Source organism: bacterium, from assembly GCA_016716565.1.
GTDB lineage: Bacteria > Bacteroidota > Ignavibacteria > Ignavibacteriales > Ignavibacteriaceae > IGN2.
In genome coordinates this window covers 508,115-532,472 of the sequence record JADJWC010000002.1, presented here as the reverse complement: position 1 = coordinate 532,472, position 24,358 = coordinate 508,115, and the positions used below count along the sequence as shown (strand labels likewise).

At 36.9% G+C, this 24,358-nt stretch carries 23 protein-coding genes; 17 read left to right on the top strand and 6 right to left on the bottom strand.

What is annotated here, in order from left to right:
• Window positions 1-138: 138 nt before the first annotated feature.
• The 3 genes from IPM14_09165 (at window position 139) to IPM14_09155 (ending at window position 3,043) form a co-directional block, all read left to right on the top strand.
• Window positions 139-1,863 carry a S8 family serine peptidase gene (locus IPM14_09165; protein MBK9098265.1) on the top strand — a complete coding sequence of 575 codons (1,725 nt, stop codon included), beginning with the start codon at window positions 139-141 and terminating at the stop codon, window positions 1,861-1,863.
• Window positions 1,864-1,959: 96 nt separating this feature from the next.
• A complete protein-coding gene (locus IPM14_09160; protein ID MBK9098264.1) occupies window positions 1,960-2,601 on the top strand; it encodes an O-methyltransferase in 642 nt (213 codons plus the stop codon).
• Between the two features lie 13 nt (window positions 2,602-2,614).
• Window positions 2,615-3,043 (top strand): hypothetical protein, encoded by a 429-nt coding sequence (locus IPM14_09155; protein ID MBK9098263.1) that lies wholly within the window; start codon window positions 2,615-2,617, stop codon window positions 3,041-3,043.
• 2 nt (window positions 3,044-3,045) lie between these two features.
• Here IPM14_09155 and IPM14_09150 read toward each other — a convergent pair whose 3' ends face one another.
• Together IPM14_09150 and IPM14_09145 are read right to left on the bottom strand one after the other, a co-directional pair.
• Window positions 3,046-3,498, bottom strand: a complete 453-nt coding sequence (locus tag IPM14_09150) for a MarR family transcriptional regulator (protein ID MBK9098262.1) — start codon at window positions 3,496-3,498, stop codon at window positions 3,046-3,048.
• 126 nt (window positions 3,499-3,624) lie between these two features.
• The gene (locus tag IPM14_09145; protein MBK9098261.1) at window positions 3,625-4,251 is read right to left on the bottom strand and encodes a YigZ family protein; all 627 of its coding nucleotides are present in this window, start codon (window positions 4,249-4,251) and stop codon (window positions 3,625-3,627) included.
• Between the two features lie 88 nt (window positions 4,252-4,339).
• Here IPM14_09145 and uvrA point away from each other — a divergent pair, with 88 nt between their 5' ends.
• Window positions 4,340-7,162: an excinuclease ABC subunit UvrA gene (gene uvrA / locus IPM14_09140; GenBank protein ID MBK9098260.1), complete on the top strand. Its 2,823-nt coding sequence runs from the start codon at window positions 4,340-4,342 to the stop codon at window positions 7,160-7,162.
• On the opposite strand, the gene IPM14_09135 is transcribed toward uvrA, so the two are convergent.
• Complete coding sequence (locus IPM14_09135; protein ID MBK9098259.1) at window positions 7,159-7,908, bottom strand: sulfite exporter TauE/SafE family protein; 750 nt, start codon at window positions 7,906-7,908, stop codon at window positions 7,159-7,161. The genes uvrA and IPM14_09135 overlap by 4 nt on opposite strands.
• A 157-nt stretch (window positions 7,909-8,065) precedes the next feature.
• Between IPM14_09135 and IPM14_09130 the strand changes: the two genes are divergently transcribed.
• The 13 genes from IPM14_09130 (at window position 8,066) to IPM14_09070 (ending at window position 21,672) form a co-directional block, all read left to right on the top strand.
• Window positions 8,066-9,064, top strand: a complete 999-nt coding sequence (locus IPM14_09130) for a DUF1028 domain-containing protein (protein ID MBK9098258.1) — start codon at window positions 8,066-8,068, stop codon at window positions 9,062-9,064.
• A gap of 4 nt (window positions 9,065-9,068) precedes the next feature.
• Window positions 9,069-9,593 carry a hypothetical protein gene (locus tag IPM14_09125; GenBank protein ID MBK9098257.1) on the top strand — a complete coding sequence of 175 codons (525 nt, stop codon included), beginning with the start codon at window positions 9,069-9,071 and terminating at the stop codon, window positions 9,591-9,593.
• 66 nt (window positions 9,594-9,659) lie between these two features.
• The gene (locus IPM14_09120; GenBank protein ID MBK9098256.1) at window positions 9,660-12,263 is read left to right on the top strand and encodes a T9SS type A sorting domain-containing protein; all 2,604 of its coding nucleotides are present in this window, start codon (window positions 9,660-9,662) and stop codon (window positions 12,261-12,263) included.
• Window positions 12,264-12,303: 40 nt separating this feature from the next.
• Window positions 12,304-12,501 carry a hypothetical protein gene (locus tag IPM14_09115; protein MBK9098255.1) on the top strand — a complete coding sequence of 66 codons (198 nt, stop codon included), beginning with the start codon at window positions 12,304-12,306 and terminating at the stop codon, window positions 12,499-12,501.
• A 49-nt stretch (window positions 12,502-12,550) separates the two neighbouring features.
• Complete coding sequence (locus IPM14_09110) at window positions 12,551-13,051, top strand: hypothetical protein (GenBank protein ID MBK9098254.1); 501 nt, start codon at window positions 12,551-12,553, stop codon at window positions 13,049-13,051.
• On the top strand, window positions 13,048-15,237 hold the full coding sequence (locus tag IPM14_09105; GenBank protein ID MBK9098253.1) for a TonB-dependent receptor: 2,190 nt from the start codon (window positions 13,048-13,050) through the stop codon (window positions 15,235-15,237). Before IPM14_09110 ends, IPM14_09105 begins: the two co-directional genes overlap by 4 nt.
• Before the next feature lie 106 nt (window positions 15,238-15,343).
• Window positions 15,344-16,423 carry a T9SS type A sorting domain-containing protein gene (locus IPM14_09100; protein MBK9098252.1) on the top strand — a complete coding sequence of 360 codons (1,080 nt, stop codon included), beginning with the start codon at window positions 15,344-15,346 and terminating at the stop codon, window positions 16,421-16,423.
• A gap of 167 nt (window positions 16,424-16,590) precedes the next feature.
• The gene (locus IPM14_09095; GenBank protein MBK9098251.1) at window positions 16,591-17,640 is read left to right on the top strand and encodes a DUF2911 domain-containing protein; all 1,050 of its coding nucleotides are present in this window, start codon (window positions 16,591-16,593) and stop codon (window positions 17,638-17,640) included.
• Between the two features lie 245 nt (window positions 17,641-17,885).
• Window positions 17,886-18,557, top strand: a complete 672-nt coding sequence (locus tag IPM14_09090) for a rhomboid family intramembrane serine protease (GenBank protein ID MBK9098250.1) — start codon at window positions 17,886-17,888, stop codon at window positions 18,555-18,557.
• A gap of 53 nt (window positions 18,558-18,610) precedes the next feature.
• Window positions 18,611-18,928: a carboxymuconolactone decarboxylase family protein gene (locus IPM14_09085; protein MBK9098249.1), complete on the top strand. Its 318-nt coding sequence runs from the start codon at window positions 18,611-18,613 to the stop codon at window positions 18,926-18,928.
• A gap of 36 nt (window positions 18,929-18,964) precedes the next feature.
• Window positions 18,965-20,311 carry an amidohydrolase family protein gene (locus tag IPM14_09080; GenBank protein MBK9098248.1) on the top strand — a complete coding sequence of 449 codons (1,347 nt, stop codon included), beginning with the start codon at window positions 18,965-18,967 and terminating at the stop codon, window positions 20,309-20,311.
• Window positions 20,308-20,895, top strand: a complete 588-nt coding sequence (rdgB, locus tag IPM14_09075) for an RdgB/HAM1 family non-canonical purine NTP pyrophosphatase (GenBank protein MBK9098247.1) — start codon at window positions 20,308-20,310, stop codon at window positions 20,893-20,895. The genes IPM14_09080 and rdgB overlap by 4 nt, the downstream gene beginning before the upstream one ends.
• Window positions 20,896-21,672, top strand: a complete 777-nt coding sequence (locus IPM14_09070) for a hypothetical protein (protein ID MBK9098246.1) — start codon at window positions 20,896-20,898, stop codon at window positions 21,670-21,672.
• Between the two features lie 199 nt (window positions 21,673-21,871).
• Here IPM14_09070 and ubiE read toward each other — a convergent pair whose 3' ends face one another.
• Genes ubiE through rsmA form a run of 3 tightly spaced genes read right to left on the bottom strand, consistent with a single transcriptional unit; the run spans window position 21,872 to window position 24,350 of the window.
• Window positions 21,872-22,555, bottom strand: coding sequence for a bifunctional demethylmenaquinone methyltransferase/2-methoxy-6-polyprenyl-1,4-benzoquinol methylase UbiE (gene ubiE / locus IPM14_09065; GenBank protein MBK9098245.1), 684 nt, complete (start codon window positions 22,553-22,555; stop codon window positions 21,872-21,874).
• A gap of 24 nt (window positions 22,556-22,579) precedes the next feature.
• Window positions 22,580-23,533, bottom strand: a complete 954-nt coding sequence (locus IPM14_09060) for a phosphatase PAP2 family protein (protein MBK9098244.1) — start codon at window positions 23,531-23,533, stop codon at window positions 22,580-22,582.
• Window positions 23,534-23,549: 16 nt separating this feature from the next.
• The gene (rsmA, locus tag IPM14_09055; GenBank protein MBK9098243.1) at window positions 23,550-24,350 is read right to left on the bottom strand and encodes a 16S rRNA (adenine(1518)-N(6)/adenine(1519)-N(6))-dimethyltransferase RsmA; all 801 of its coding nucleotides are present in this window, start codon (window positions 24,348-24,350) and stop codon (window positions 23,550-23,552) included.
• Window positions 24,351-24,358 lie beyond the last annotated feature (8 nt).

The following is a 24,358-nucleotide window of genomic DNA, read 5'->3' as shown; positions in this document are numbered from 1 at the left end:
GAGTATTTATCAGCACTTTCACTTCTTTCTGAAAAAAGTATCGAGCGGAGAATTAAAACTCTCGGTGACAATAATATCATCGCTTTTGAAGACCTTCCAATCAAAGATGATTATGTTTCTCAGCTTGAACAGGATGGAGTGAAAATTGAGAACAAGCTCCGATGGTTTAACGCTGTAAGTGCATATCTGACTGAAGAGGAGAAAAACAAAATAACTTCTTTACCTTTTGTTGAAAAGATTGAACCGGTCAAAAAGTTTGTCTACAAATCTCCGGTAATCCAGGAATCGAATAATTTTCTAAAGCAGACTGACAATTCTTCTGTTTTTGATTACGGACCATCATTCGGTCAGCTTCAGCTTTCCGATATTCCTGCGGTTCACTCAAAAGGAATTACGGGAGAGGGTGTATTGCTTGGACTTCTGGACACAGGTTTCAACTGGAAAAACCACGAATCATTAAAAGATGCAACTGTAGTTGCAGAGTACGATTTTATTTTCAAGGACAACTCAACTGCGAACGATTCGCTTGACAATCCTGCGCAGCATAATCACGGCACGCTGGTATTTTCCATCGTTGGTGGATTTAAGGATAGTTCATTGATTGGTTCGGCTTATGGTGCTGATTTTATCCTTGCAAAAACTGAAGATATCCGAAGTGAAAAGCATATCGAGGAAGATAATTATGCTGCCGCAATCGAATGGATGGAAAGCTACGGAGTTGATATCACCAGCAGCTCGCTTGGTTACAGTACATTCGATCCGCCTGAGTTTTCTTATTCGTACAGCGATATGGATGGCAAAACGACTATAGTTACAAGAGCTGTTGAAACTGCATTCAGAAAAGGTGTGGTTACAATTTCCTCCGCTGGAAATGAAGGTGGAACATCGTGGTATTACATTACCGCTCCCGCTGACGGAATAAATACACTTGCGATAGGAGCAGTAAATAACCAAAACCAGATTGCATCATTCAGCAGCCGCGGACCAAGCTTTGATGGAAGAATAAAACCGGATGTTGTTACACAGGGAGTTAGTGTTTATTGCGCAGCTGCTGGAAATTTTTCCGGTTATACATTAGCAAGCGGGACTTCTGTTGCGGCACCGATTGCGAGCGGAATTGCAGCATTGTTGTTATCTGCTTACCCCCATTTGAAAAACAGTCAGGTAAGAAATATTCTTATTGAAACCGCTGACAATAGTTCTTCTCCTAATAATGATGTTGGTTATGGTTTACTTTCGGCAGTAAGAGCAGTTGAATTTCCAAACCTTCAAGCAGCGGATGGCACGTTCAGCATAAATAAAATGTTTATCACAAATGAAAATATTTTTCCGCACACAGTTCACGTTTACTATTCTACAAATGGTGTTGATTACACTGAAAGCCAGATGCAATTTGACGGTAACCTGAAATATTCTCTTAAACTTCCATACCTGTTTAACAATGATCTCGTAGATTTCTTTTTTACTTACGATGATAACACCGGCGCAACTTTCAGAGAACCTGTTAGCGGTAATTACAGATTTTACTACGGCTCACTCGACATAAAATTGAATACTGATCTTGTTCAAACTTATACTGATTATATCGTCAGCGAACCATATCCAAATCCTTTTTATCCATTATTACATAGTTTTACTTCAGTTTCAATTAAATCATCCGGCGATGAAAATCTTACAATAAAAATTATCAATCCACTTGGACAGCAGGTTGGATATTATAACACGATCACTACAGATGGTGAATTTCGTTTCGACTGGAACGGAAAAAATGCTGATGGAGTACCACTTGCAAGCGGCGCTTATTATTTTCTGATAGAAATCGGCGGAAATAAATACAGCAGGAACCTCATTTTATTAAGATAGATTGATTTTTCTTTTTAGATTCTCGTGAATTCAGGATAAACTTTACCTGGATTTTTCTTAATTTTCCAAGCACCTACTCACATTTCATTTAAAATTATGGATAAAATTATTCATTCAGCGCAGATGGAATACTTGTCTTCTTTCAGGAAGCAGACAGACTCACTTATCGAGGAAATGGAAGCCTATGCAAAAGAACATAATGTTCCGATTTTGTCCTGGCAATCCGCGGACTTTCTTGAGCAATTAGTTCTTCTTAAAAATCCAAAAAGAGTTTTGGAATTAGGAACAGCAATAGCTTATTCCTCAATCAGAATTGTCCGTATGCTACAGGGAAAATCAGTTATTCATACAATTGAAAAGAGTGCTGATAATATTACTGTTGCAAAGGATTTCATTGCTAAATCCGGTCTGGCAGATAAAATAAAGTTACTTGAAGGCGATGCTGTCAATGTGATGCCACAGTTGAAAAAGAAATATGATATAATTTTCTTAGATGCTGATAAGGAAGATTACAAACGACTTTTCGATTACTCACTTGTTTTACTGCGACGAGGAGGCGTGCTGGTTGTAGATAATCTGTTGTGGCATGGATATGCAGCTTCTAACAGAGTGCCGCCGAATTACAAGGAATCAACTCGTCACATTCGTGAATTTAATTTATTGTTTATGAATCAACCCAATCTCAAATCAACCATCATTCCTGTTGGTGATGGACTTGGTATTGGAGTGAAAGTTTAAAAACAAAGTTTCGATGAAAATAAATTTAATTGACAATTCGTTTTTATCAGAAGTTGAAAACTATACAGGTAGTTTTTTGCAAAAAAAAGAAGATGTGAAAAAGATAATCGATGCTGTTGTTGCAGGAGGTAAGGAGAATGAATTCGAAGAGCTGACATTTACTGCAAAATACATTTGCGGGATGCTGCGCGTAATAAAGAACGCTCCGGGAATTCCAGAGGTCACTTCTATTGAGCATATAAAAAGTGACCTCAGTGAGAATATTAAAAAAGGTATCGAGCAGTTAAAGCAAATACTCTCCTCGGTTAGTGAATCGGAGCAGAATTATTTTGAACAAACATATTTTAAGCTGACTACTCAGAACTTCACAAATCTTTCAGGACTTTTTTCTGATCTGGAATCAGTGAAGAAGTTTCTGAATTATCTTAAAAGGCAAATCTGAAATTATTTCTCGGGTTTCTTCAGCCAGTTTTCTAATGCTTCCAGTAAATGCTGCATAGCTGTAATTAGTGGCTCGTGCTGTGACTGATCAATATCCTGCAGAATTTCATGGTGGATTTGCACATAAGCTTTGTTCAGCTGATTGACCAGATGTTTACCTCGTCTGGAAAGCATTACGCGCATGTTCCTTCTGTCGTTGGGATCAATTTCTCTGATGATATATTCTTTTTCAACAAGACCGTCGATAATTCTTGTGAGTCTGCTGGGACTCAGATTCATTCTCTCGGCAATTGATTTATTGTTAACGCTTTCATCAGTTCCGAATAATCTCAAACATCTGAATTCAGCCTGAGTTAGATTATGTATTGTTGCAAGACGAACTTCCTTTTCCTGACAGTTTGCAAGGAGGTTGAAAGTAAGATTAGCTAGATGTTCCGCAGTTTGATGTGTGTCCATGGCACCCCCAAATGTTTTTTGTGTAAATTGAAATATTGTGCTTGACAAATATCATCAATAGTGATATTTGAATCAAGTAACATCAACAGTTTTTTTTGAACAATTGTTTGTAACTGCCGAAATGTTTCATTTATAAATAAATTCGCTTGTATCAACAATATTTATCCGCTTTTTACCAGATTCTGAAAGTATTTGATGAATTTGAGTTAATGCTGCCGGTTTAATTAAACACTCAATTCTCAGAGAATCTTCGTACTCAGATTTTACGATAATCGATTTATTCTGAGTCAATATTCTGTGAATTAAACTTACCTGGTTAAAATCTGAAGAAATTAAAACTTTTTGATACAAACTCTTTAATACAATTTTTGACTCCGTCAAAACCTGAAAAGCAGATTCATAGTAAGCTTTGCCAAGAGGACCAACACCGAGCTTAATTCCTCCAAAATTTCGTGAGACGATTACAAGTTGATTAACCAGTTCAAAATGGTCAATTGCATTTAGAATTCTAATTCCGGCAGTTCCGTTTGGTTCACCAGCATCTGAATAGTGAAATTTTCCATCAACAAGTTTATATGCATAACAATGGTGAGAAGTATCGAAATATTTCTTTTTTGCTTTTGCCAGAAAATCTTTCGCATCATCTTCAGATTTGACTGAATAAACCTGTGCAATGAAACGGGATTTGTTTATTGTGGTGATTGTTTCCTTAAAATCTTCAATTGTTCGTATCTCGTCAGGGAGATTCATCACAGAAAAGTCTTTTAGTGCAAAGCATTTTTAATTGATTATCAAACCATCAATAGCTAATATAGCTAATTAAAATTTTAATTGCCTTTCCTTGGAAAAAGAATTTATAACAATAAAAGGTGCGAGAGAGCACAACCTTAAAAATATCGATCTTGAAATTCCGAGAGATACATTTACTGTAATTACCGGACTTTCAGGTTCAGGTAAATCTTCACTTGCTTTCGATACTATTTATGCAGAAGGTCAGAGAAGATACATCGAATCGCTTTCTGCTTATGCACGTCAGTTTCTTGACATGCTCGAAAAACCTGATGTTGATCTCATTGAAGGATTAAGTCCTGCAATTTCGATCGAACAAAAATCAACAACTGGAAATCCGCGTTCAACCGTCGGCACAGTTACCGAAATTTATGATTACCTGAGATTACTTTTTGCAAGAGTTGGAATTCCTCACTGTTATAATTGCGGAAAGCCTGTAAAGAAGCAATCATCTTCTCAGATAATTGATTCAATTCTTTCATCATTTAAGAATAAAAAAGTATCTGTCCTTTCTCCATTGATCCGAGGAAGAAAGGGTCATTACAAAGAATTGTTCGAAGAAGTTTTATCGGACGGATTTTTGAGAGTTCGTGTTGACGGCGAAGTTTCTGAAATCATAAAAGGATTCCAGGTAGACAGATACAAAATTCACAATATCGAAATTGTTGTCGATAGATTTACTGTTTCTGAATCTGCAAGAACAAGAATTTCTGAATCTGTTGAAGTTGCGTTGAATTATGGAGAAGGAAATATCATCGTAAATGATGGAAAAGATGACCATATTTACAGCCGGCAGCTTGCATGCATCGATTGTGGAATAAGTTACCGAGAGCTTGCACCAAATTCTTTTTCATTCAACTCGCCGTACGGCTCCTGTCCTGATTGTGAAGGTCTCGGAGAGAAGAAAGAACTCGATATCAATCTTATAATCCCCGATTGGGATAAATCAATAAATGATGAAGGACTCGCACCGCTTGGTAAACCGAGGAAGATCTGGTTCTTCACGCAGCTTGAAGCTGTTGGAAAGACATATAAATTTGATTTCGACACTCCTCTGAAAAAACTCACAGAAGCGCAAAAGGAAGTTATTATCAACGGAAGCAAGGAGAGAATTCCGTTCACTTACACTTACGGTGGAGGAAAACCCGTTCAGTATATGCATCGCTTTTCAGGAGTGATTAAATATTTAAAACATTATTATGATTCAACATCATCAAACAGTATCCGAGAGTGGGTTGAGTCATATATGAATACTATTCCTTGTGCAACTTGCAACGGCGGGAGATTGAGGAAAGAATCGCTTGCCGTTAAATTCAACGGAAAAAATATCAGCGAGATAACTTCACTTTCTATTTTGAGAGCGATGGAGTTTTTTAAAAGTGTAAAGCTCAAAGGCAATGAAGCACTAATTGCCAAACCAATTCTGAAAGAAGTGAATGAACGTTTGGAATTCCTACATAATGTTGGATTAGATTATTTAACTCTCGGTCGTTCAGCACGAACATTATCAGGTGGCGAATCACAAAGAATTAGATTGGCAACACAAATCGGAACTCAGCTTGCTGGAGTTCTGTATGTTCTTGATGAACCTTCAATCGGACTTCATCAGAGTGATAACATCAAGCTTATCAACTCACTAAAAAATCTTCGTGATTTAGGTAATACTATCGTTGTTGTTGAACACGATAGAGAGACAATTGAAAGTTCCGACTTTATGGTTGATCTTGGTCCTGGTGCAGGTGAGCACGGAGGTAAAGTTGTTCTTGAAGGTGAAACAAAAAAACTTCTCAACTCAGATAACGGAATTGATTCACTTACTCTTGCGTATTTAAGAAGCCGGCAAAAAATCAAAATGCCTGAAGAAAGAAGAAAGGGAAATGGAAAGTTTATCATTCTCAAAGGTGCAAAAGGAAATAATCTTCAGAATGTAAATTTGAAAATTCCACTTGGCACGCTTACTCTCATTACTGGTGTGAGTGGTTCAGGAAAGTCTTCTGTGTTGAATGAAACGCTTGTTAAAATTTTGATGAACAAGCTCTATAATTCTAAATCCGTTCCGCTCCCATATAATAAAATTGAAGGATTGGAGAACATTGATAAAATAATTGAAATAGATCAATCGCCGATTGGAAGAACGCCAAGATCAAACCCTGCAACTTATACCGGACTGTTTACATTCATTCGTGATTTGTTTGCGGAACTCCCCGAAGCAAAAATGAGAGGGTATAAAACCGGAAGATTTAGTTTTAATGTTGCTGGTGGAAGATGTGAGGAATGCGGTGGTGACGGCTTGAAAAAAATTGAAATGAATTTTCTTCCTGATGTTTATGTTCACTGCCATTCCTGCAAAGGAAAAAGATATAACAGGGAAACTCTCGAAGTTCTTTACAAAACAAAATCTATTGCTGATGTATTGGGAATGCGTGTTTCCGAAGCTCTGGATTTCTTCGAAGACTTGCCAAGAATCAAAAGAAAAATAAAAGCGCTGAACGATGTTGGATTGGGGTATATTACACTTGGACAGCAGGCAACAACGCTATCCGGCGGTGAAGCTCAAAGAGTAAAGCTTGCAACTGAATTGAGTAAAGTTTCTACCGGAAAAACTTTGTATGTTCTTGATGAACCCACAACGGGGCTTCATTTTGAAGACGTAAGAATTCTGCTTGATGTTCTCAACAAGCTAGTTGATAAAGGGAATACAGTAGTTGTTGTGGAACATAATATGGATGTAATAAAAATGGCTGACTGGATAATTGATCTCGGTCCCGGTGGTGGTGAGTTCGGTGGGAAAATAATTGCGGAAGGAACTCCTGAAGAAATCATTAAGAAAAAAGAAAGTGTTACCGGTAAATTTCTTAAAGCTGAATTTGTTTAAAAGACATTTAAGAGCTTCAACGCCATTATCAGAATTGCAACAATTAAAATACCTTTTATAAATCCTTCACCTTTTTTGACTGACATTTTTGCACCCCACCATCCACCCAAAGCATTTCCTGTGGCAAGAGTCAAACCAAAAAACCAGTTTACATTGTTTGTAATAATAAATACAATCAGTGCCGGGATAGTATAAATGAACACAATAAAAACTTTGTGCATATTTACTAGAACAAGATTTAATTTCATCAGGTATTTAAGTGCAGCCATTAATAAGAATCCAACTCCAACTTGTATGAAACCACCGTAAAATCCAATTCCAGCCATTGAAGCAGCAGTTGAAAAAGATAGTTTAGTATTTTCTGTTAATGCAATTTTTTTCTGAGGAATGAGCATCGAAATAATGATTCCTATCATTATAACTCCGAGAATTTTCTGGAAAATATCATCATTGAGATTTATGGCAAAGAATGAACCGGCAATTGCGCCCGGAAGAGTGAACGAAGAAAGTATTAAACTGGTTTTTAAGTCGTGATATTTTTCTCTCTTAAATGAATAAACAGCAGAAATGTTTTGAACAAGAATACCTATCCTGTTTGTACCATTGGCAACAGAGGATTCCAGTCCCAGAAAAATTAAAGCTGGAAGTGTTAGAGCTGAACCGCCGCCAGCATTTACATTAAGGAATCCTGAAATAATACCGACAACGAAAAGAATGATAAGAGCTTGAAGATCCAGTATTTCCATAAAGATTATTTACTTCAACAATTAAAAAATTAAGAGAATATTCAAAATTACGTTTGGATAAAGCTTGCTTCAAATGGAACTCAAATTTATCAATTGTTAAAAAATGTTGCTTGAGCTATTTTATTTAATAATAATTTTCAATTTTTAGGATTGGAAGATGAAGACAATTTATAAAATTATTCTAACTGTTATTGTTATTTCGTTAACGAATGAACTGCCTGCTCAAAACTTTTATTCCGATAATCCACTAGTAGCAACTTACTCAATCGTTGCACGAGATCCTGAAACAGGTGAAATGGGTGTTGCAGTTCAATCGCATTGGTTTTCTGTTGGTTCAATAGTTTCTTGGGGAGAAGCTGGAGTTGGTGTTGTTGCAACGCAGTCATTTGTTAACCCGGCTTTTGGTCCGGATGGACTTGAATTATTAAAATCAGGAATGACTGCTTCAGAAGTTGTAGACAAATTAATTTTAGAAGATGAAGGGAGAGACGTCCGCCAGCTTGCCATTATTGATGTAAATGGAAATGTAAAAAGTTATACGGGAAAAAATTGTATTCCGGGTGCAGGAAATATAGTTGGTGAAAATTATTCTGTTCAGGCTAATTTGATGCTTAATGATAAAGTGCCAGGTGCAATGTCAAAAGCATTTGAAGAATCAACCGGACTTCTTTCTGAAAGAATGATGGCTGCACTATTTGCTGCTGAAAAAGTTGGCGGAGATATTCGTGGAAAACAATCAGCAGCTATTTTAGTTGTAAAAGGCGAATCGACCGGTAAAGTTTGGGAAGACAGGTTGATTGATCTAAGAGTTGAAGACGATCCATATCCATTAGAGAAGCTTGAGAGACTTTTGAAAATTCATCGTGCTTATTCGCATGTGAACGCCGGAGATCTTGCAGTTGAACAAGGAGATATGGAACTCGCAATGAAGGAATATTCAGCCGCTGAAGCAATGTTCCCCGATAACGAAGAAATGAAATTCTGGCATGCAACAACACTTGTCAACAACGGTAATCTCGAAGGTTCACTACCTCTTTTTAAGGAAGTATTTTCAAAAAATCAGAATTGGAAAATTCTTACTCCAAGATTAGTCCCGATAGGATTACTAAATGTGAATAATGAAGAACTTAAAAAAATATTATCAGTTAATGAGTGAAAAAATGAAATCAGTTTTAATTATTATATCGCTTTTTAATTTATTAGTTCTCATCAGCTGCAAATCTGAAGAACAAAAGCCAGTACCAAAACAAATGCAGGGTCAGCAGTATGTTCTTCCTCCGGAGCAGAAACAACAGCAGACACCAATTCAGAAACAATCCGGCATTGATCTCAAAGTTGCGGAGGAAATTATAGCGGTTGTAAAAGAAAATATTGCAGCCACCGAAGCGGAAGATAAAGAACGTGTTTTGAAAACAATTCATAAAGATTCTCCGCAGTATAAATCAACTGTCAATGGGATGGATTTTGTGTTTGCAAACTATGATATGAAGTTCGATCTTGAAGAAATAGAAGTGCTTGAAGTTACAGGTGATGATGCAAAAGTATATTATGTGCAGACAACACGTGCTATCACTGGACAAGGCTTTGCTCCAACGAGAGCAACAGGCATCCATCATATGAAAAAAGAAGATGGCAATTGGAAAATATTCAGAACTGAGTATCTCGATAATCAACAAATAATGTAGATCGGTTTATCGAAGCTGTTCAAAAATTAAAATCACAAATTTCAAAAACAAATCTCAGAGTAGTGTATGAAGTCCTATAAAATCCTGGTTTATTTAGTATCTCTTTCTTTATCATTCATTTACTTCAGCTTTAATTTTTTTTCAGAAGAAAATCAATCATCACTGAATGTAAAAAGTAAAACCGAAAAGAAGTTATATCCATATGAATGGGCATATCTCAAGAAGACATGGCCTTACTTAAATGCTGATCCGCGCGCAATGATTGATGCACTGGAACAGGCACACAAACTTCACAGGGAAACGGCTCGCCAACAGTTGAAGAAAGGTATTAATTCTGTCAGCTGGGAATTTATTGGTCCTTTGAATGTCGGTGGAAGAGTTGTCGACATCGAATTTAATCCATCAGATCCAGACATTGTTTATTCAGGATTCGCAACGGGTGGAGTTTTCAAATCAACCGATATGGGAAACAGCTGGTTCCCCGTATTCGATTCTCTGGCAGTTTTAACTGTTGGTGATATTGCAATTGATCCGCAAAATCCCGATGTTGTTTATGTAGGAACAGGTGAACCAAATGGCGGGCACAATAATTTCCCCGGTGGTGGAGTATTCAAATCAACTAACGCAGGAAACACCTGGCAGTTTCTTGGACTTGAAGGAACAACTTCAATCGGGAGGGTTTTAGTTCACCCATCAAATTCAAATATAGTTTATCTGACGGCAGTTGGTTCTTACTTTGCACCAAATCCTGAAAGGGGAGTTTACAGATCAACAGATGCAGGATTAAGCTGGGATAATATTTTGTTTATTTCAGATACAACAGGTGCAATTGATTTAATTATGGATCCATCAAATCCAGAAAGGATGATGGCTTCAATGTGGGAAAGAGTGAGGAGACCAACCACTTCACATCTTTATGGTCCATCAAGTGGAATTTATATCACGACAAATGGTGGGGATAACTGGAATGAAATTCCAGCCTCAGCTGGGGTACCTAATCCTGATATTCAAAACGTTGGTAGAATTGGTTTAGCAATAAGCCAGTCAAATCCAGATATTGTATATTCTTTATATACTGACGGGTACGAAATCATCAGCTTATTTAAATCCACGGATTTCGGAGATAGCTGGGTAGATGTTGATCCAGACGATGAGCTTGGAAATGGCAGCTCAAACTTCAGCTGGTACTTTGGTCAGGTGAGAGTTCATCCGACTAATCCTGATATTGTATATGTTTTAGATGTTGGTTTTATGCGCTCATCTAATTCTGGTAATACCTGGGTAGAGAATTATCAAACGCATGTCGATCATCATGCATTAGCTTTTAGTCCTGCAAATCCAAACAATTGCATTTTAGGAAATGATGGCGGAATAAACATTTCAAATGATGCAGGCGTAAATTGGGGACAGCATATTCAAATTCCTGCTACACAATTTTATGAAATCGGTTTAGACGCAAACAATCCATTGGCTTACTATGGTGGTACGCAGGATAATGGTACAAACCGAACACAAAATGGTGGACTGGATAACTGGGATCATATTTACGGCGGAGATGGATTTTATGTGATTGTAGATTTTACAAACCCAAATATCATTTTTGCAGAATCACAATTCGGAAGTTTGGGTAAATCGACGGACGGAGGTTCTGATTTTAATTCTGCTACAAACGGAATTAATTCAAACGAACCTACAAACTGGAGCACTCCGGTTGTAATGGATCCTAATAATAACAATATTCTTTACTATGGAACCAATTATTTGTATAGAACGACCAATAGTGCCGGCAATTGGACAAAGATTAGTCCACAGTTAACAGATTATAATGGTGGAAGATTAGGAACATTAACCACAATCGCCGTTGCACCATCTAACTCAAATGTTATTTATGTTGGTACTGATGATGCGCACGTTTGGGTTTCATCGGATAACGGTTCAAACTGGAATGAAATTTCTGATGGACTTCCTTTAAGATGGGTAACAAGAGTTGCGGTTGACCCAACAGATGAGAATATTGTTTATGTAACATTCAATGGATTAAAGTGGAAGGACCCACAACCTCACGTTTTTAGAAGTACTGATAAAGGTACAACCTGGAGCGATATAAGCAGCAATTTACCTGATGCACCCGTAAATGCATTTGCAATTGATCCAGTAGAACCGAATCGTTTATACCTTGGAAGTGATGTCGGTATGTATGTCAGTTTTAATTCGGGTCAGAGCTGGTGGGTACTAGGTGAAGGATTACCTGTTCTGCCGATTGGAGATATCAAAATACATCCAACAACCAGAGATCTTATTGCTGGTACTTATGGCAGATCTATGTATAAAATCGACCTTGATCTGGTTGTTACAGGAATAGATTTTTCCGAACAAGTCGTGTCTGATTTTATACTTGAACAAAATTACCCGAATCCATTCAATCCTTCTACAAAAATAAAATATACTATTCCGAATGTCATTGCAATGGGAACGAAGCAATCTCAGTCGGTAACCATTAAAGTTTACGACATATTGGGTAGTGAGGTAGCGACTCTTGTGAATGAAGAAAAATCCTCCGGCACTTATGAAGTCGATTTTAATGCGACCGGATTAACAAGTGGAGTGTATTTCTACACATTGAATGCAGGAGAAATTGTTCAAACTAAAAAGATGATTCTTATCCGGTAATAAGGTTAAATATTTTTTTCATAATAAAAACAGGAAATAAATGAACAAAGAAACTCTTAAACATTGTCTTAGCTGCAACAGATCAGAAAATGAAATACCTTTGGTTAATTTAACATATACAAATAAACCAGCATACATTTGTTCCTCTTGTTTACCACTGCTCATACATCAACCGCAGCAATTAATTGGTAAACTTGAAGGAGCGGAAAATATTCCACCTGCTGAGCATAATGATTAGTCATCCCAAACAAATCACAAAATTTGTAAAGGGGTATTTTTTATTAATCTTGTTTTTTTTCTCTTCATCATTTTATTTTGTTTCTTGTGATCACGGAATTGAACCGGAACCATTAGGTACATCAGGTTTTAGCGGTACGGTTCACTTTGTTACTGAATGGCCTGATAGTGTTAAAAGATCCTTTCTTGTTGTGTTCAAAGATCCATTATTATCCGATAGCAATTTTGTAATTACAAATCTCAGATATTTAAGCAGGGAAATTCCGCTTGGAGTTCAATCGCACGATTTTAGTTCACTAGACTCCGCTTATATTCCACAGACGCCGGGACCTTTTCCGTCGGGGACCTATTCTTATGTGGCTGTTGTGCAGCAATCGACGGAGCTTCTTTCTTTAGACAGAAGAGACTGGTTTGTGTCAGGGATTTATTACACATTCGGAGACACAACAAAACCAGGAACTCTAGTAATTCCTAACAGCACTTTTGTAGAAAATATTAATATCTGGGTTGATTTCAATAATCCACCACCGCAGCCACTGGGAGGAAATTGAGCAATCCTATTAAAAAATATTTTAAATTTAGATTTATTCTTTTTTTCTTAAGCAGTACCAACCTCTTACTTGCCCAGACATACTCAATCAGCGGAATTGTCGTTGATGTAAATTCAAAACCAATTCCCGGCGTTAATGTTATCCTGCTTAATACAAATTTTGGTGCAGCGACTGATGAAGAGGGAGTTTATAAAATATCAAATCTTTCATCGGGTAATTATTCAGTTGAATTCTCTGCTATAGGTTATGAGAAATTCAGGAATGAGAATGTCATAATTAAAAATGCTTCTGTCGTTCTTGATGTTACTTTGATGGAGTCAGTAATTTTAACGGATGAGGTTTTGGTGACTGCAGGAAAGTATGAACAAAAAAAATCTGATCTTACGGTCAGTACAGAAGTGATTTCAGGAAGTCAGTTTTCTGAGAGAAACTTCAGCAACCTTGAAGATGCTGTTAGATATGTCCCGGGTGTGAATATGACGGAAGATCAAGTTAGTATCCGCGGTTCAAGTGGATATGGTCGCGGAACCGGATCAAGAGCTTTGCTCGCAATTGATGGATTGCCTTTTTATACTGGTGATTCCGGAGAGATTGTTTGGGAGATGATCCCAACTCTGGAAATCCAAAGAGTTGAAATTATTAAAGGTGCATCAAGTTCGCTTTACGGTTCATCGGCAATTGGTGGCGTACTTAACAGTATCACAAGAGATATTTCAGAAAAACCTCTGACAATTTTCAACGGATTTTATGGAATGTATGACAAGCCGTATTATGGTGAATGGGATTGGTCAGGTGAAAGACGACCATTCAACGGATTAACACTTTCTCACTCAAATACTTTAGAAAACTTTGGATTCAACATTTCATTAACGCGGCTTGAAGATTTGGGCTACAGGATGGAAGACGATTTCAAAAAATACATTGGATTTTTAAAAGCTGTGTACGACTTTTCTCCAACTTCATCTCTAACTTTTTTAGCGAATACATTTAATAAAAGAGCCGGTCAGTTTCTTTACTGGAAAGATTCTAGGAATGCTTTAATTCCTCCTGATCAAAACAGCGCTGACAGGATTGAAACAAACCGGTATCTGTTTGGACTTATTTACAAAAACGTTATCGGTAATGATATTCTGCTGAATATAAAGACGAGCTATTACAGGAATTTTTTTAAGGATAATGCAGCGATTCCAAATGAATCAACTTCTCATCTTTACAGAGGTGAAGTTCAGTTAAATAATAATATTACAGATTTTCTCATGCTCACAAGCGGAGTTGAAGGAACTTTGTCTGAAGTAAATTCAAGTCTTTTTGGTAATCCGGATGCATTTTCAGTTGGTGCTTATGTTGTGGGAGATATCACTTTTAATTTTCCGTTGATTACCAGTGTTGGAGTAAGATATGATTACAGTAAGCTTGATTCACTTGATGGATCAGGGGCAGTTTCACCCAAGATTGGATTAAATTATAAACTCACCAGAGAAATTATTTTAAGGTCGTCTCTTGGAACAGGATTCCGTGCACCAACAACTGCTGAGGCATTTACATCAACTTCGACTGGCGGAATAACCGTTAAACCAAATCCGAATATTAAATCGGAGTATAATTTAACTTTTGAATTCGGTGTGAACTTTACCCCGGTTAGTTTTCTGAATCTGGATGCTGCAGTTTTTCAAAATGAATATTATGATATGATTGAACCCGGCGTTGATCCATCCGACGGTTTAGTTTATTTCAGCAACCTTATCAGGGCAAGAATTCAAGGGGCTGAAGCAGGAATTATTCTTGATGCGCTACCAAATGAACTTTCATTTACTTTTAATTATACTTACTTGTGGGCAAGAGATGTGCAAAATGGAACTGCACTTCGCTACCGTCCCAGACATATTTTCTACTCAAGCCTGGATTTCAGAAAATGGAATCTTGATTTAGGAATTAACTTCAGATACACAAGCAGAGTCGAAGAAATTGATGAAGAACTTGTCGATCTTGGAGTGGTTGTCGATGGTGATATTCGTGTTCCGGTTTACACGACTGATTTAAAACTTGGTTATAGTTTTATTTCTTATGGATTACCTCTGAATGTATATCTCAACGTTAAAAATATATTCAACTATAATTATGTTGAGTTAATCGGGAATCTGAGAAAAATAAGAAGCTATTCTATCGGTGTGAATTTCGCAATCTGACTATATCCAAATTCCTTTCGCTTGCATTTCTCGTACTAAATTTGAAACTTAAGTTCAGATAAAAACAAACAAAGTTTAATAAAACAAACTAATAAGAGGTGAGTTAATGAAAAAAATAATTACGGTATTATCATTTCTACTTTTACTCGGAAAATCCGGTGCACAGCAGGCAAGCGATTATTTCCCGACGCAAACAGGATTTGAGTGGAAGTTTAAAGCTATTCCACTCGATTCAGTTAGCAATCCTATAAACTCATTAGCTTATTACAGAATGGATAAATTTGAATCCGTTGCTGATTACGAAGGTAAATCAGCCAACATCGTATTGACAAAGGATGGTCCTTTACTAACGATACAGCAGCAGCCTTATCTTGATTCGCTGTTTTATCACACTGAAGGTACAAATGGTTTTGAATATTTCAGCATCCGTAATATCGAGCCATTTCTAATCGCACTGGATTCAGCAGGTGTCGCATCTAATTTCAGTTTTCTTGAATTTTTTTCATCACTTCAGGACTGGTATGATGTTTACAGATTCACTGCTGGTACACAAGAATATAATCTTCTGCAAAAGGATACATCAATCACCATCGGTTCTTTAAGCTACGATTTCAGGTTTAGTTATACCGGGAAGCGTTTGACGGATCAGACAATACAAACAGTACTCGGAAGTTACAATTGTAAAAAGTTTTTATTGCAATGGAAGATTGCTTATCTGTTCGGGCCGATTCCGGTAGAATTACTTTCAACTAAGGATACAATCTGGATTGCACCTGGCAACTGGATCGTCCAGGATATTATTCCCGGTCAGTATATAGACAACCTTACGTTTTTAGGAATACCTCCGTTTTCACTTCCGGGACTTGAAACAAAGTTAACCAATGATATTGTCGTATCTATTTCTGATGACGAAGCCAAACCCGAATCATTCGCTCTTTATCAGAACTACCCAAACCCATTTAATCCTTCAACAAAAATAGGATTTCGGATTTCCGATTTCGGATTTGTTAGCTTGAAAGTTTTTGATGTACTTGGAAACGAAATAGCAATTCTCGTTAATGAAGAAAGACCAGCGGGTGCTTATGAAATTAACTTTGATGCGTCCATATTGACTAGCGGAGTATATTTCTATAGTTTAAAGACAGGTTCATTCGTTAAAACAAAGCGAATGGTTTTGTTAAAATAAAAGTAAATTTTATCTGACTTAATTAAACCCCTATCAATATTAGCTGACAGGGGTTTTTAATTTACCAGACACCAACGCATCCTGCCGTTAGTCATAAAAACTATTCCATTGAAGAATTCCTGCTTTATTTTCAACAAATTCTATTCAATAATTTATCGGAGGTCAAAATGAAATTTGTTATACAATTCTTTTGTTCAAATGTATTTTTTCTATTTCTCTTCACTTTGCAAATCGCGGCGCAGCAGAACTTAACGCTTCCAGATGCTAGTCAACATGCCATTGTTATGCAGCAAATCGGAATGTGCGAAATTAAAATCGATTACCATCGTCCCGGAGTTAAAGGACGAGAGGTCTGGGGAAAATTGGTTCCATTCGATCAGGTTTGGAGAGCTGGCGCAAACGAGAACACGACAATTTCTTTTTCAAAAGATGTCATCATTGATGGAAGAAAAGTTCCTGCAGGGATGTATGGACTTCATATGATCCCAACAGAAAATGACTGGACAATTATTCTGAACAAAGATTATAGAGCCTGGGGAAGTTTCTTTTACAAAGAAGAAAATGATCTGATGAGATTCAAAGTAAAAGCCGTATCATTAGATTTCCAGGAATGGCTGATGTACACTTTTGATGAGGTCACACCAAGTTCAGTTACTGCAGCTTTGAGATGGGAAAATTTAAAAGTTCCTTTTAAGATAGAAATCGATTTGCACAAGCAAATGCTAGCTGAAATGGAGATTCAGCTTACAGGTATTCCAGGATTTTTCTGGCAAGGGTGGAATCAGGCAGCAAATTATTGCTATGTGAATGGAGTGGAATTAGAAAAAGGATTGGAGTGGGCTGATCATTCAATCGGCATAGTAAAAAATGTAACTAATACTTATACAAAATCTGTGATACTCAATGCACTCGGTAAAAAGGATGAAGCATCTAAATTGAAAGAAGAAGCATTTACAGATGCATTGGAAGCTGATGTAAATACTCTTGGTTACCAGTTTCTTGGCGGTGGAAAAATTGATGATGCGATTGAAGTCTTCAAGAAGAACACAGAACTATTTCCTGAAAGCTGGAACGTTTGGGATAGTCTCGCTGAAGGCTATATGAATAAGGGAGATAAACAGCTTGCTATCGATTATTATAAAAAAGCATTAAGTATGGCTCCAGAGAATCAGCACGAAAGAATTAAAGGAGCCTTAGCGCAATTAGGAGTTGAATAAGGTAAACCGAATAACGTATTGTCATTCCGGCTTGCCCGGAATCTGATCGTCTTGATTCTGGACTCCTCCGCCTGAAGTCGGAGTCACCAGAATGACACCCATAGTATCTAAAGTCATTCAGTTGAAAGCCGGAATCTGAGAAGCATGTTTTCCAGGGACAGGTCGCGACCTGTCCCTACTTTTTTAACACAAAGATATGTTCACCGTATAATTATATTTGCTATTGAATGTTAAAATTCTGATTCATGCAAGAAGAAAATTCAAACGAACAAAAGCTGGACATTTCCAAATTCATAACACCGCTGATCTTTCCGGTACTATTATGGATTATTCATTTAGTTTCAGTTATTCTTGATCAGGATCTGAGCAAGCTGGGATTACTTCCAAGAAAACCTGTCGGACTTCTTGGAATATTTACTTCTCCATTAATTCATGGAGATTTTTCACACCTGATATCAAACACTTTTCCATTGATAATTCTTGGTTGGATCATATTTAATTTCTACAATAAAATTTCTTATTTACTTTTTTTCTTTATTTATCTTTTCACCGGATTATTAGTCTGGATTTTTGCACGACAGGTTTATCACATAGGTGCAAGCGGAATTGTTTATGGATTTGTCAGCTTTCTTTTCTTTAGTGGAATATTCAGAAGAGATAATAAATCAATTGCACTGGCTTTGGTTATTACTTTTCTTTATGGTGGATTGGTCTGGGGAATACTACCCGGTCTGGAAGGAATTTCTTGGGAGTCGCATCTGTTTGGAGGAATTACCGGATTAATTGCTGCATACTTGTTTAGAAAAATTGATCCACCTTCAAAAAAGTATGATTGGGAAAATGAACCGGATGATTTTAATGTAAAAGATCTTGAAGTATCGTACGATCCCGAAAAAAATAAGTTCAATAATTTATAATAAGGAGTAATGTGAAAAAGAACGTTCCGGAAACAAGGAAATACAGACTTGAGATGAATGATAAAATTCTTAACTCAGGTTTCAGAGATTTCAATAAATTCTTTGCACTTGATAACAAAGCGTATGTCGAAGGCACAATTCCTGTAAAGATGAAAGAGCTGATGGGACTTGTCGGTTCGATGGTTTTACGATGCAACGATTGCATTTTCTATCACATTGATCGTTCTATATCTGAAGGAGCAACAAAAGAAGAACTCCACGAAGCATTTAATATTGCTTTGATTATTGGTGGTTCAATAGTAATTCCACATCTTCGATATGCATTTGAAGTGATGGAAGAAATTTACGGGGAGAAAACAGAGAAAGAGTAAGAGTATGCCTGCCTGCCGGCAGGCAGGAGTAAGAAAATGATACAGAAAAAAAATATTCTAATAATCCCTAAAAAAATTATAACAGCAGATGTAAAAGATTCAATTATTAAAAATCAGGCTGTTGAAATCGTGGATAACAAAATTTCCGCATTTATTCCGGTTGATAAAATTGAAAAGCAAAATTATGATGAAGTTTATGATGCAGGAAATCTGACTCTCATTCCGGGTTTCATCCAGACACACGTTCATTTAAGCCAGACACTCTTCAGAGGGTTAGCTGATGATCTTCCATTACTTGAATGGCTTCGCCTGAAAATCTTTCCTTTTGAAAATGCACACAATAAAGAATCGTTACGAGTAACCGCTCAGCTTAGTCTAAATGAGCTATTGATGGGCGGTACAACAACATTTCTTGATATGGGAACTTTGAGATACGGTGAAGTTGTTTTACAGGAAATGATTGATTCAGGCATTCGTGGGTTTTCAGGAAAATGTTTGATTGATATAAATGACCTTTATCCTGATTTCAAATCATCAACGAATGATGAAATAAAAGATATTGTAAATCTCGCAAAGAGCTTTCACAATTCGGCAGAAGGAAGAGTCAGATATTCTTTTTCACCGAGGTTTGTTCTTTCCTGCAGCGAAAAGCTTCTGAAAGAAGCAAAAGAAATAATGAAGGAGTTTCCAGGAAGTGTTTACCATACTCATTCATCCGAAAGTGCAGATGAAATAAATGAAGTGAGAAGAAGATTTCACAAAGAAAATATCGAATATTTTAATTCAATCGGAGTGCTGGATGATCACACAGTTCTTGCACACTGTGTTCACACATCTGATAGTGAAAGAAAAATGCTGAAGGACAGAAATACAAGAATTGCTCATTGTCCATCTGCGAATATGAAACTTGGTTCGGGCATTGCACCAATTCCTCAATTTCTGAAGGAAGGAATTTCAGTGACACTCGGAGCTGACGGTGCTCCTTGTAATAACAATCTCAGTATCTTCAATGAAATGAGACTGGCATCGTTAATTCAAAAACCAATCCACGGTGCGGAAGTGATGGATGCAAAAACAATTTTCAGGATGGCAACTATTGAAGGCGCAAAAGCTCTTCATTTGCAGAATGAAGTTGGAAGTATTGAAGTTGGTAAAAAAGCTGATCTTGTTTTGATGGATCTCGATTCATATTCAAATTCGTACTCTGATTCGAATGAATCAGTTTATTCGGATATAGTTTTTTCATCGACAACAGAGAATGTTAAATGTGTGATGGTTGATGGAAGATGGTTAGTAAAAGATAGGGAATCTTTGGTATACGACCAGAAAGAAATTATCTCAAAAGGTAAAGAGGAGTTAAAAAATCTGCTCAATAGGTTATGACAAAGAAAATAATATTTGCATCAAAGAATGAAGGTAAAGTAAAAGAAGTTCGTCATATCCTAAAAGGGATTAATTCTGAAATACTTTCACTTAATGATGTCGGATACACAGATGAAATTCACGAATCAGCCGATACATTTGAGGGCAATGCAAAGATAAAAGCAGAAATAATCTACAAGAAATTTAAACTGCCGACCATTGCTGATGATTCGGGAATCGTCGCATTACAACTGGGGAATGAGCCGGGAGTTTATTCAGCACGATATGCGGGTGAAAATGCAACCGATGAAGACAATAACCGCAGACTGATTGAGCGATTAAAATCATTTCCTGAACCGCATAAAGGAAAGTTCGTTTGTGCAGCGGTCTATTATTTTGGTGGTGATTTTATTGTGGCGATGGGTGAGATTATTGGCAGTATAATAAAAGAACCTCGCGGAACAAATGGATTTGGTTACGATCCGCTTTTTCTTCCGGATGGTTATGATAAAACAACAGCGGAACTTCCTCCGGAAATAAAAAATAAAATAAGTCACAGGTTCAGAGCTTTTAATCAATTAAAAAAATACTTGTTGGAATTATAGTTGAACACCCATATAAAAATATTCTTACTCACTTTACTTTCATTACTGATCTCAACAGGTTGTGAAGATAATACTCCAACAGATCCGCCAGCACAGGTTTTCCCTGATTACTATCCCGGTGGTATTGGCTCAACATTTAAATATTCGGTTATTGAAAAAGATTCTGCCGGCAATATTATCCAAAGCGGAACGAGAGATATTTTTTATTCAGGAACTTTTATACTGAATGGAATTAATTACATAACTCAGGAGGACTCGCTGGATTTTGGAAGTCAAAGTAATGTTGCGACATATCTCTTCAGAAAAACTGAGACAGCGGTTTTCTATGCAGTTGATACAAGTTTAATTTCGCAATTGATTCCCGATACATTAAAGCAGTTCGTTTCACTTAGAGATGAAATGCAATTGCTGTTTTATCCATTAACAACAGGAAGTTCCTGGAGTTTATATCGCATTACTGCTCAGGTTCAACCCGGAATTGAAGTGAAGATTCTGGATATCATCGCAAGTTTTGATGGTACAGAACAGGTAAATTTAAATTTAACTTCCGGAACAATCTCTGTGACTGCTCAAAAAGTAAAATATACTTTAGAATTATATTCGGAGATCGGATCACCACCGCAGACTTACACGGCATTAATGTGGTTCGTTAAGGATGTTGGATCAGTTAAATATGAAGGGAATCAGTTCATCGTGAATATTGGCGGCGGAGGAATTTCATTCGAGCCTACTTCGAATCTTCTCACTCAGGAATTAATTGAATATAATATTAAATAGTGATTTTCAGATTCCCAACGCGTCCCGACAATGGTCGGGACTTGTGGGAATGACATTTACTTAATTCCAACTGTCATTCCGGCGAAGTTTCGATAGAAACAAGTCCGGAATCTGATTCTGGACTTTCCGGCAACTGACGGATTGCTCGTTAAAGTCTGTTAGACTTTGTCGAAGTCTAACGACCAGACTGCCGAGTGCTTTATTTCTCCGCAATAACAACCTGAACAATTCCAAAAGTCAGTGTATATTTTTTTACTGATTTGAATCCGGCCTCCTTTAACAAATCCACAAGTAAAATTTTTTCATCAAATTCCTCCACTGAATTCGGTAAGTATTGATACGCAGCTTTATTATTAGAAACAATTCCACCGATGAAAGGCAGTATTTTCTTAAAATAAAATTTGTAGAGCGATTTGAAGATTTTATTCTCAGGCATTTGGAACTCAATTACTGTTGCTTTGCCGTTTGGTTTCAGAACTCGGTGGAATGATTTGAATCCTTCTTTAATATCGTAGAAGTTTCGCACTCCAAATGCTACTGTTATATTTGTAAAAGAATTGTCACGGAAAGGCATTTGTTCTGCTGTGGTTTGAACTGTGCGGCCGTTAATCCACTCACTTTTCTTTGCAAAGAGTCCGAGCATATTGTGGGAGAAATCTGCACCGACAATTTTTTTCACTCCTTGCTTGTAAGCTTCAATAGCAACATCACCCGTACCGCAGGCAACATCAAGCAAAAAACTTTCGCTGTTGATTTTACTAAGCCTAAGTGCTTTTCTTCTCCAGTATTTATCAACTCCGAAGCTCAGCAGATGATTCAAAAAATCATATCTGAAGGCTATAGAATCGAATATGCTTTTTACTTTGTTTTTTTTATCGTTCATACGGACTTACACACATACTTTACTTTAATATTTTCCATACTCAAACTCCGGTTTTCCGATTTTCCTTCTCCACCAGTTGAAAATATACTTCCCCGACCACACAGCGAAAATCATAAATGCCAAACCTCCGATTAAATCAATCACATAATGATACCACAAATAAACAGTTGAAAATATCAGAAGAGTTCCAATAGGAATAAAGAAAAATCTTGATCTGCTCTTTAAACGATAAGATAAATACATCACGATCAGCGTAATCATTGTATGACCGCTTGGAAAAATATCCCGCTGAACTACTTCAGCAGGATTTGGTGTTCCTGCGGGAATTGATTCGCCTGTGTTCACAATTTCACGAAGGAAGTTTGTTAGAAAAAGTCCGGGTAAATCCTGGTTAATTGTCTCAAAGTTATGGAGAGTAAACCGTGGCCCAATTCCCGGCCAGATAAAGTAGCCAAGATATGATAAATAGAATCCGTAAATAATAACGAACACTGAAAAGTCCATTGCAACATATCGTTTCTTTCGCAGGAGAAATAATCCAAGCAGGATTGGAAGAAGGTAAAACATTCCATAAACAATCTGCAGAATTTCAGTCAGCACCGGAGTTGAGATTTTCCAAAGTAGATGCGTCGGATCGTTACCGAAGAATAATATCCTGTCGATAAGAATAAACATCTCGTCGTGATCATAAATCCTGATCGGCTTAATCATAAAATAAAGTTCTTTGAACGTGATGAGGACAACCGGCACAATAAACCAGTAGTGAGCAGCGTTCCAGAACTCATTATCGTACTTCGATTCGAGGTAAGCCAGTGAAAAAGTAATCAGGATGATGAACACATTTACTACAATCCACAACAGCCATGTATCAATCTTTTGATAAAAAATTATATGAAGCGTGGACAGAATAATGTAGAATACGATTACAACGACATCGAATGCTTTAAGGTGTTTTACGAACTGTTTGAACTTATCCATTCAGAAATATTTGAATTTACTTTCGGGTAAAACTGTGAGAAACCTTTGAGACATACTTTGTGAGCATCACAAAATCATCAACACTTAAATTCTCTGCGCGAAGCAAAAGGTCAATACCTGAATTTGAAAAATCAATTTCGTGAAATATACTATTGCCGAATGAATTTTTTAGGATTTTTCTCCGGTTCCCGAAAGCGGCTTTTACAATTTCAATGAAAAGTTTCTGTTCTTCTTCTGGATGCTTGACTTCTTTAAAATGAATATGGACCAATGCTGAAAAGACTTTCGGCTTTGGATAGAAAACATTTGGTGAAATCTTGAAGCACAATTCGGTTTCTGTAAAATACTTTAAAACCACAGCAAGAATTCCATAATCTTTTGTTCCAATTCCAGAAGTCATCCGTTTTGCAACTTCATACTGAACCATAAACACAGCATCGTTAAGCAGTTTATTATTTTCTATCAGCTTAAAAAGTATAGGAGAAGTAATGTTATATGGAATGTTACCAACTATTCGAAGTTTTTTCTCCGGCGAAGATAGTCTATATAGATCTGTCTTCAGAAAATCTTCATTGATTAATTGAATATCAGGAAATCTTTCTTTCAAATTTATTGCAAGTTCATTATCGATTTCGACAGCTATAAGATTTTCAGTTACAGAAAATAATTCTTGAGTAAGTGCTCCATAGCCGGGACCAATTTCGATTATCAAATCGTCCTGCTGTGGATTTATTTCCTTCACAATTTTGTTGAGGATATTTTCATCCTGCAGGAAGTTCTGTCCGAATCGTTTTTTAGGTTTGTTATGGATTTTCATTAGAACAA

What these genes read in the sequence shown, in the direction of transcription:
- IPM14_09160 (MBK9098264.1), top strand. Translation starts at nt 1,960, where the DNA reads ATGGATAAAATTATTCATTCAGCGCAGATGGAATACTTGTCTTCTTTC.
- IPM14_09155 (MBK9098263.1), top strand. Translation starts at nt 2,615, where the DNA reads ATGAAAATAAATTTAATTGACAATTCGTTTTTATCAGAAGTTGAAAAC.
- IPM14_09150 (MBK9098262.1), bottom strand. Translation starts at nt 3,498, where the DNA reads ATGGACACACATCAAACTGCGGAACATCTAGCTAATCTTACTTTCAAC.
- IPM14_09135 (MBK9098259.1), bottom strand. Translation starts at nt 7,908, where the DNA reads ATGGAAATACTGGATCTTCAAGCTCTTATCATTCTTTTCGTTGTCGGT.
- IPM14_09130 (MBK9098258.1), top strand. Translation starts at nt 8,066, where the DNA reads ATGAAGACAATTTATAAAATTATTCTAACTGTTATTGTTATTTCGTTA.
- IPM14_09125 (MBK9098257.1), top strand. Translation starts at nt 9,069, where the DNA reads ATGAAATCAGTTTTAATTATTATATCGCTTTTTAATTTATTAGTTCTC.
- IPM14_09120 (MBK9098256.1), top strand. Translation starts at nt 9,660, where the DNA reads ATGAAGTCCTATAAAATCCTGGTTTATTTAGTATCTCTTTCTTTATCA.
- IPM14_09115 (MBK9098255.1), top strand. Translation starts at nt 12,304, where the DNA reads ATGAACAAAGAAACTCTTAAACATTGTCTTAGCTGCAACAGATCAGAA.
- IPM14_09100 (MBK9098252.1), top strand. Translation starts at nt 15,344, where the DNA reads ATGAAAAAAATAATTACGGTATTATCATTTCTACTTTTACTCGGAAAA.
- IPM14_09095 (MBK9098251.1), top strand. Translation starts at nt 16,591, where the DNA reads ATGAAATTTGTTATACAATTCTTTTGTTCAAATGTATTTTTTCTATTT.
- IPM14_09090 (MBK9098250.1), top strand. Translation starts at nt 17,886, where the DNA reads ATGCAAGAAGAAAATTCAAACGAACAAAAGCTGGACATTTCCAAATTC.
- IPM14_09085 (MBK9098249.1), top strand. Translation starts at nt 18,611, where the DNA reads ATGAATGATAAAATTCTTAACTCAGGTTTCAGAGATTTCAATAAATTC.
- IPM14_09080 (MBK9098248.1), top strand. Translation starts at nt 18,965, where the DNA reads ATGATACAGAAAAAAAATATTCTAATAATCCCTAAAAAAATTATAACA.
- rdgB (MBK9098247.1), top strand. Translation starts at nt 20,308, where the DNA reads ATGACAAAGAAAATAATATTTGCATCAAAGAATGAAGGTAAAGTAAAA.
- ubiE (MBK9098245.1), bottom strand. Translation starts at nt 22,555, where the DNA reads ATGAACGATAAAAAAAACAAAGTAAAAAGCATATTCGATTCTATAGCC.
- IPM14_09060 (MBK9098244.1), bottom strand. Translation starts at nt 23,533, where the DNA reads ATGGATAAGTTCAAACAGTTCGTAAAACACCTTAAAGCATTCGATGTC.
- rsmA (MBK9098243.1), bottom strand. Translation starts at nt 24,350, where the DNA reads ATGAAAATCCATAACAAACCTAAAAAACGATTCGGACAGAACTTCCTG.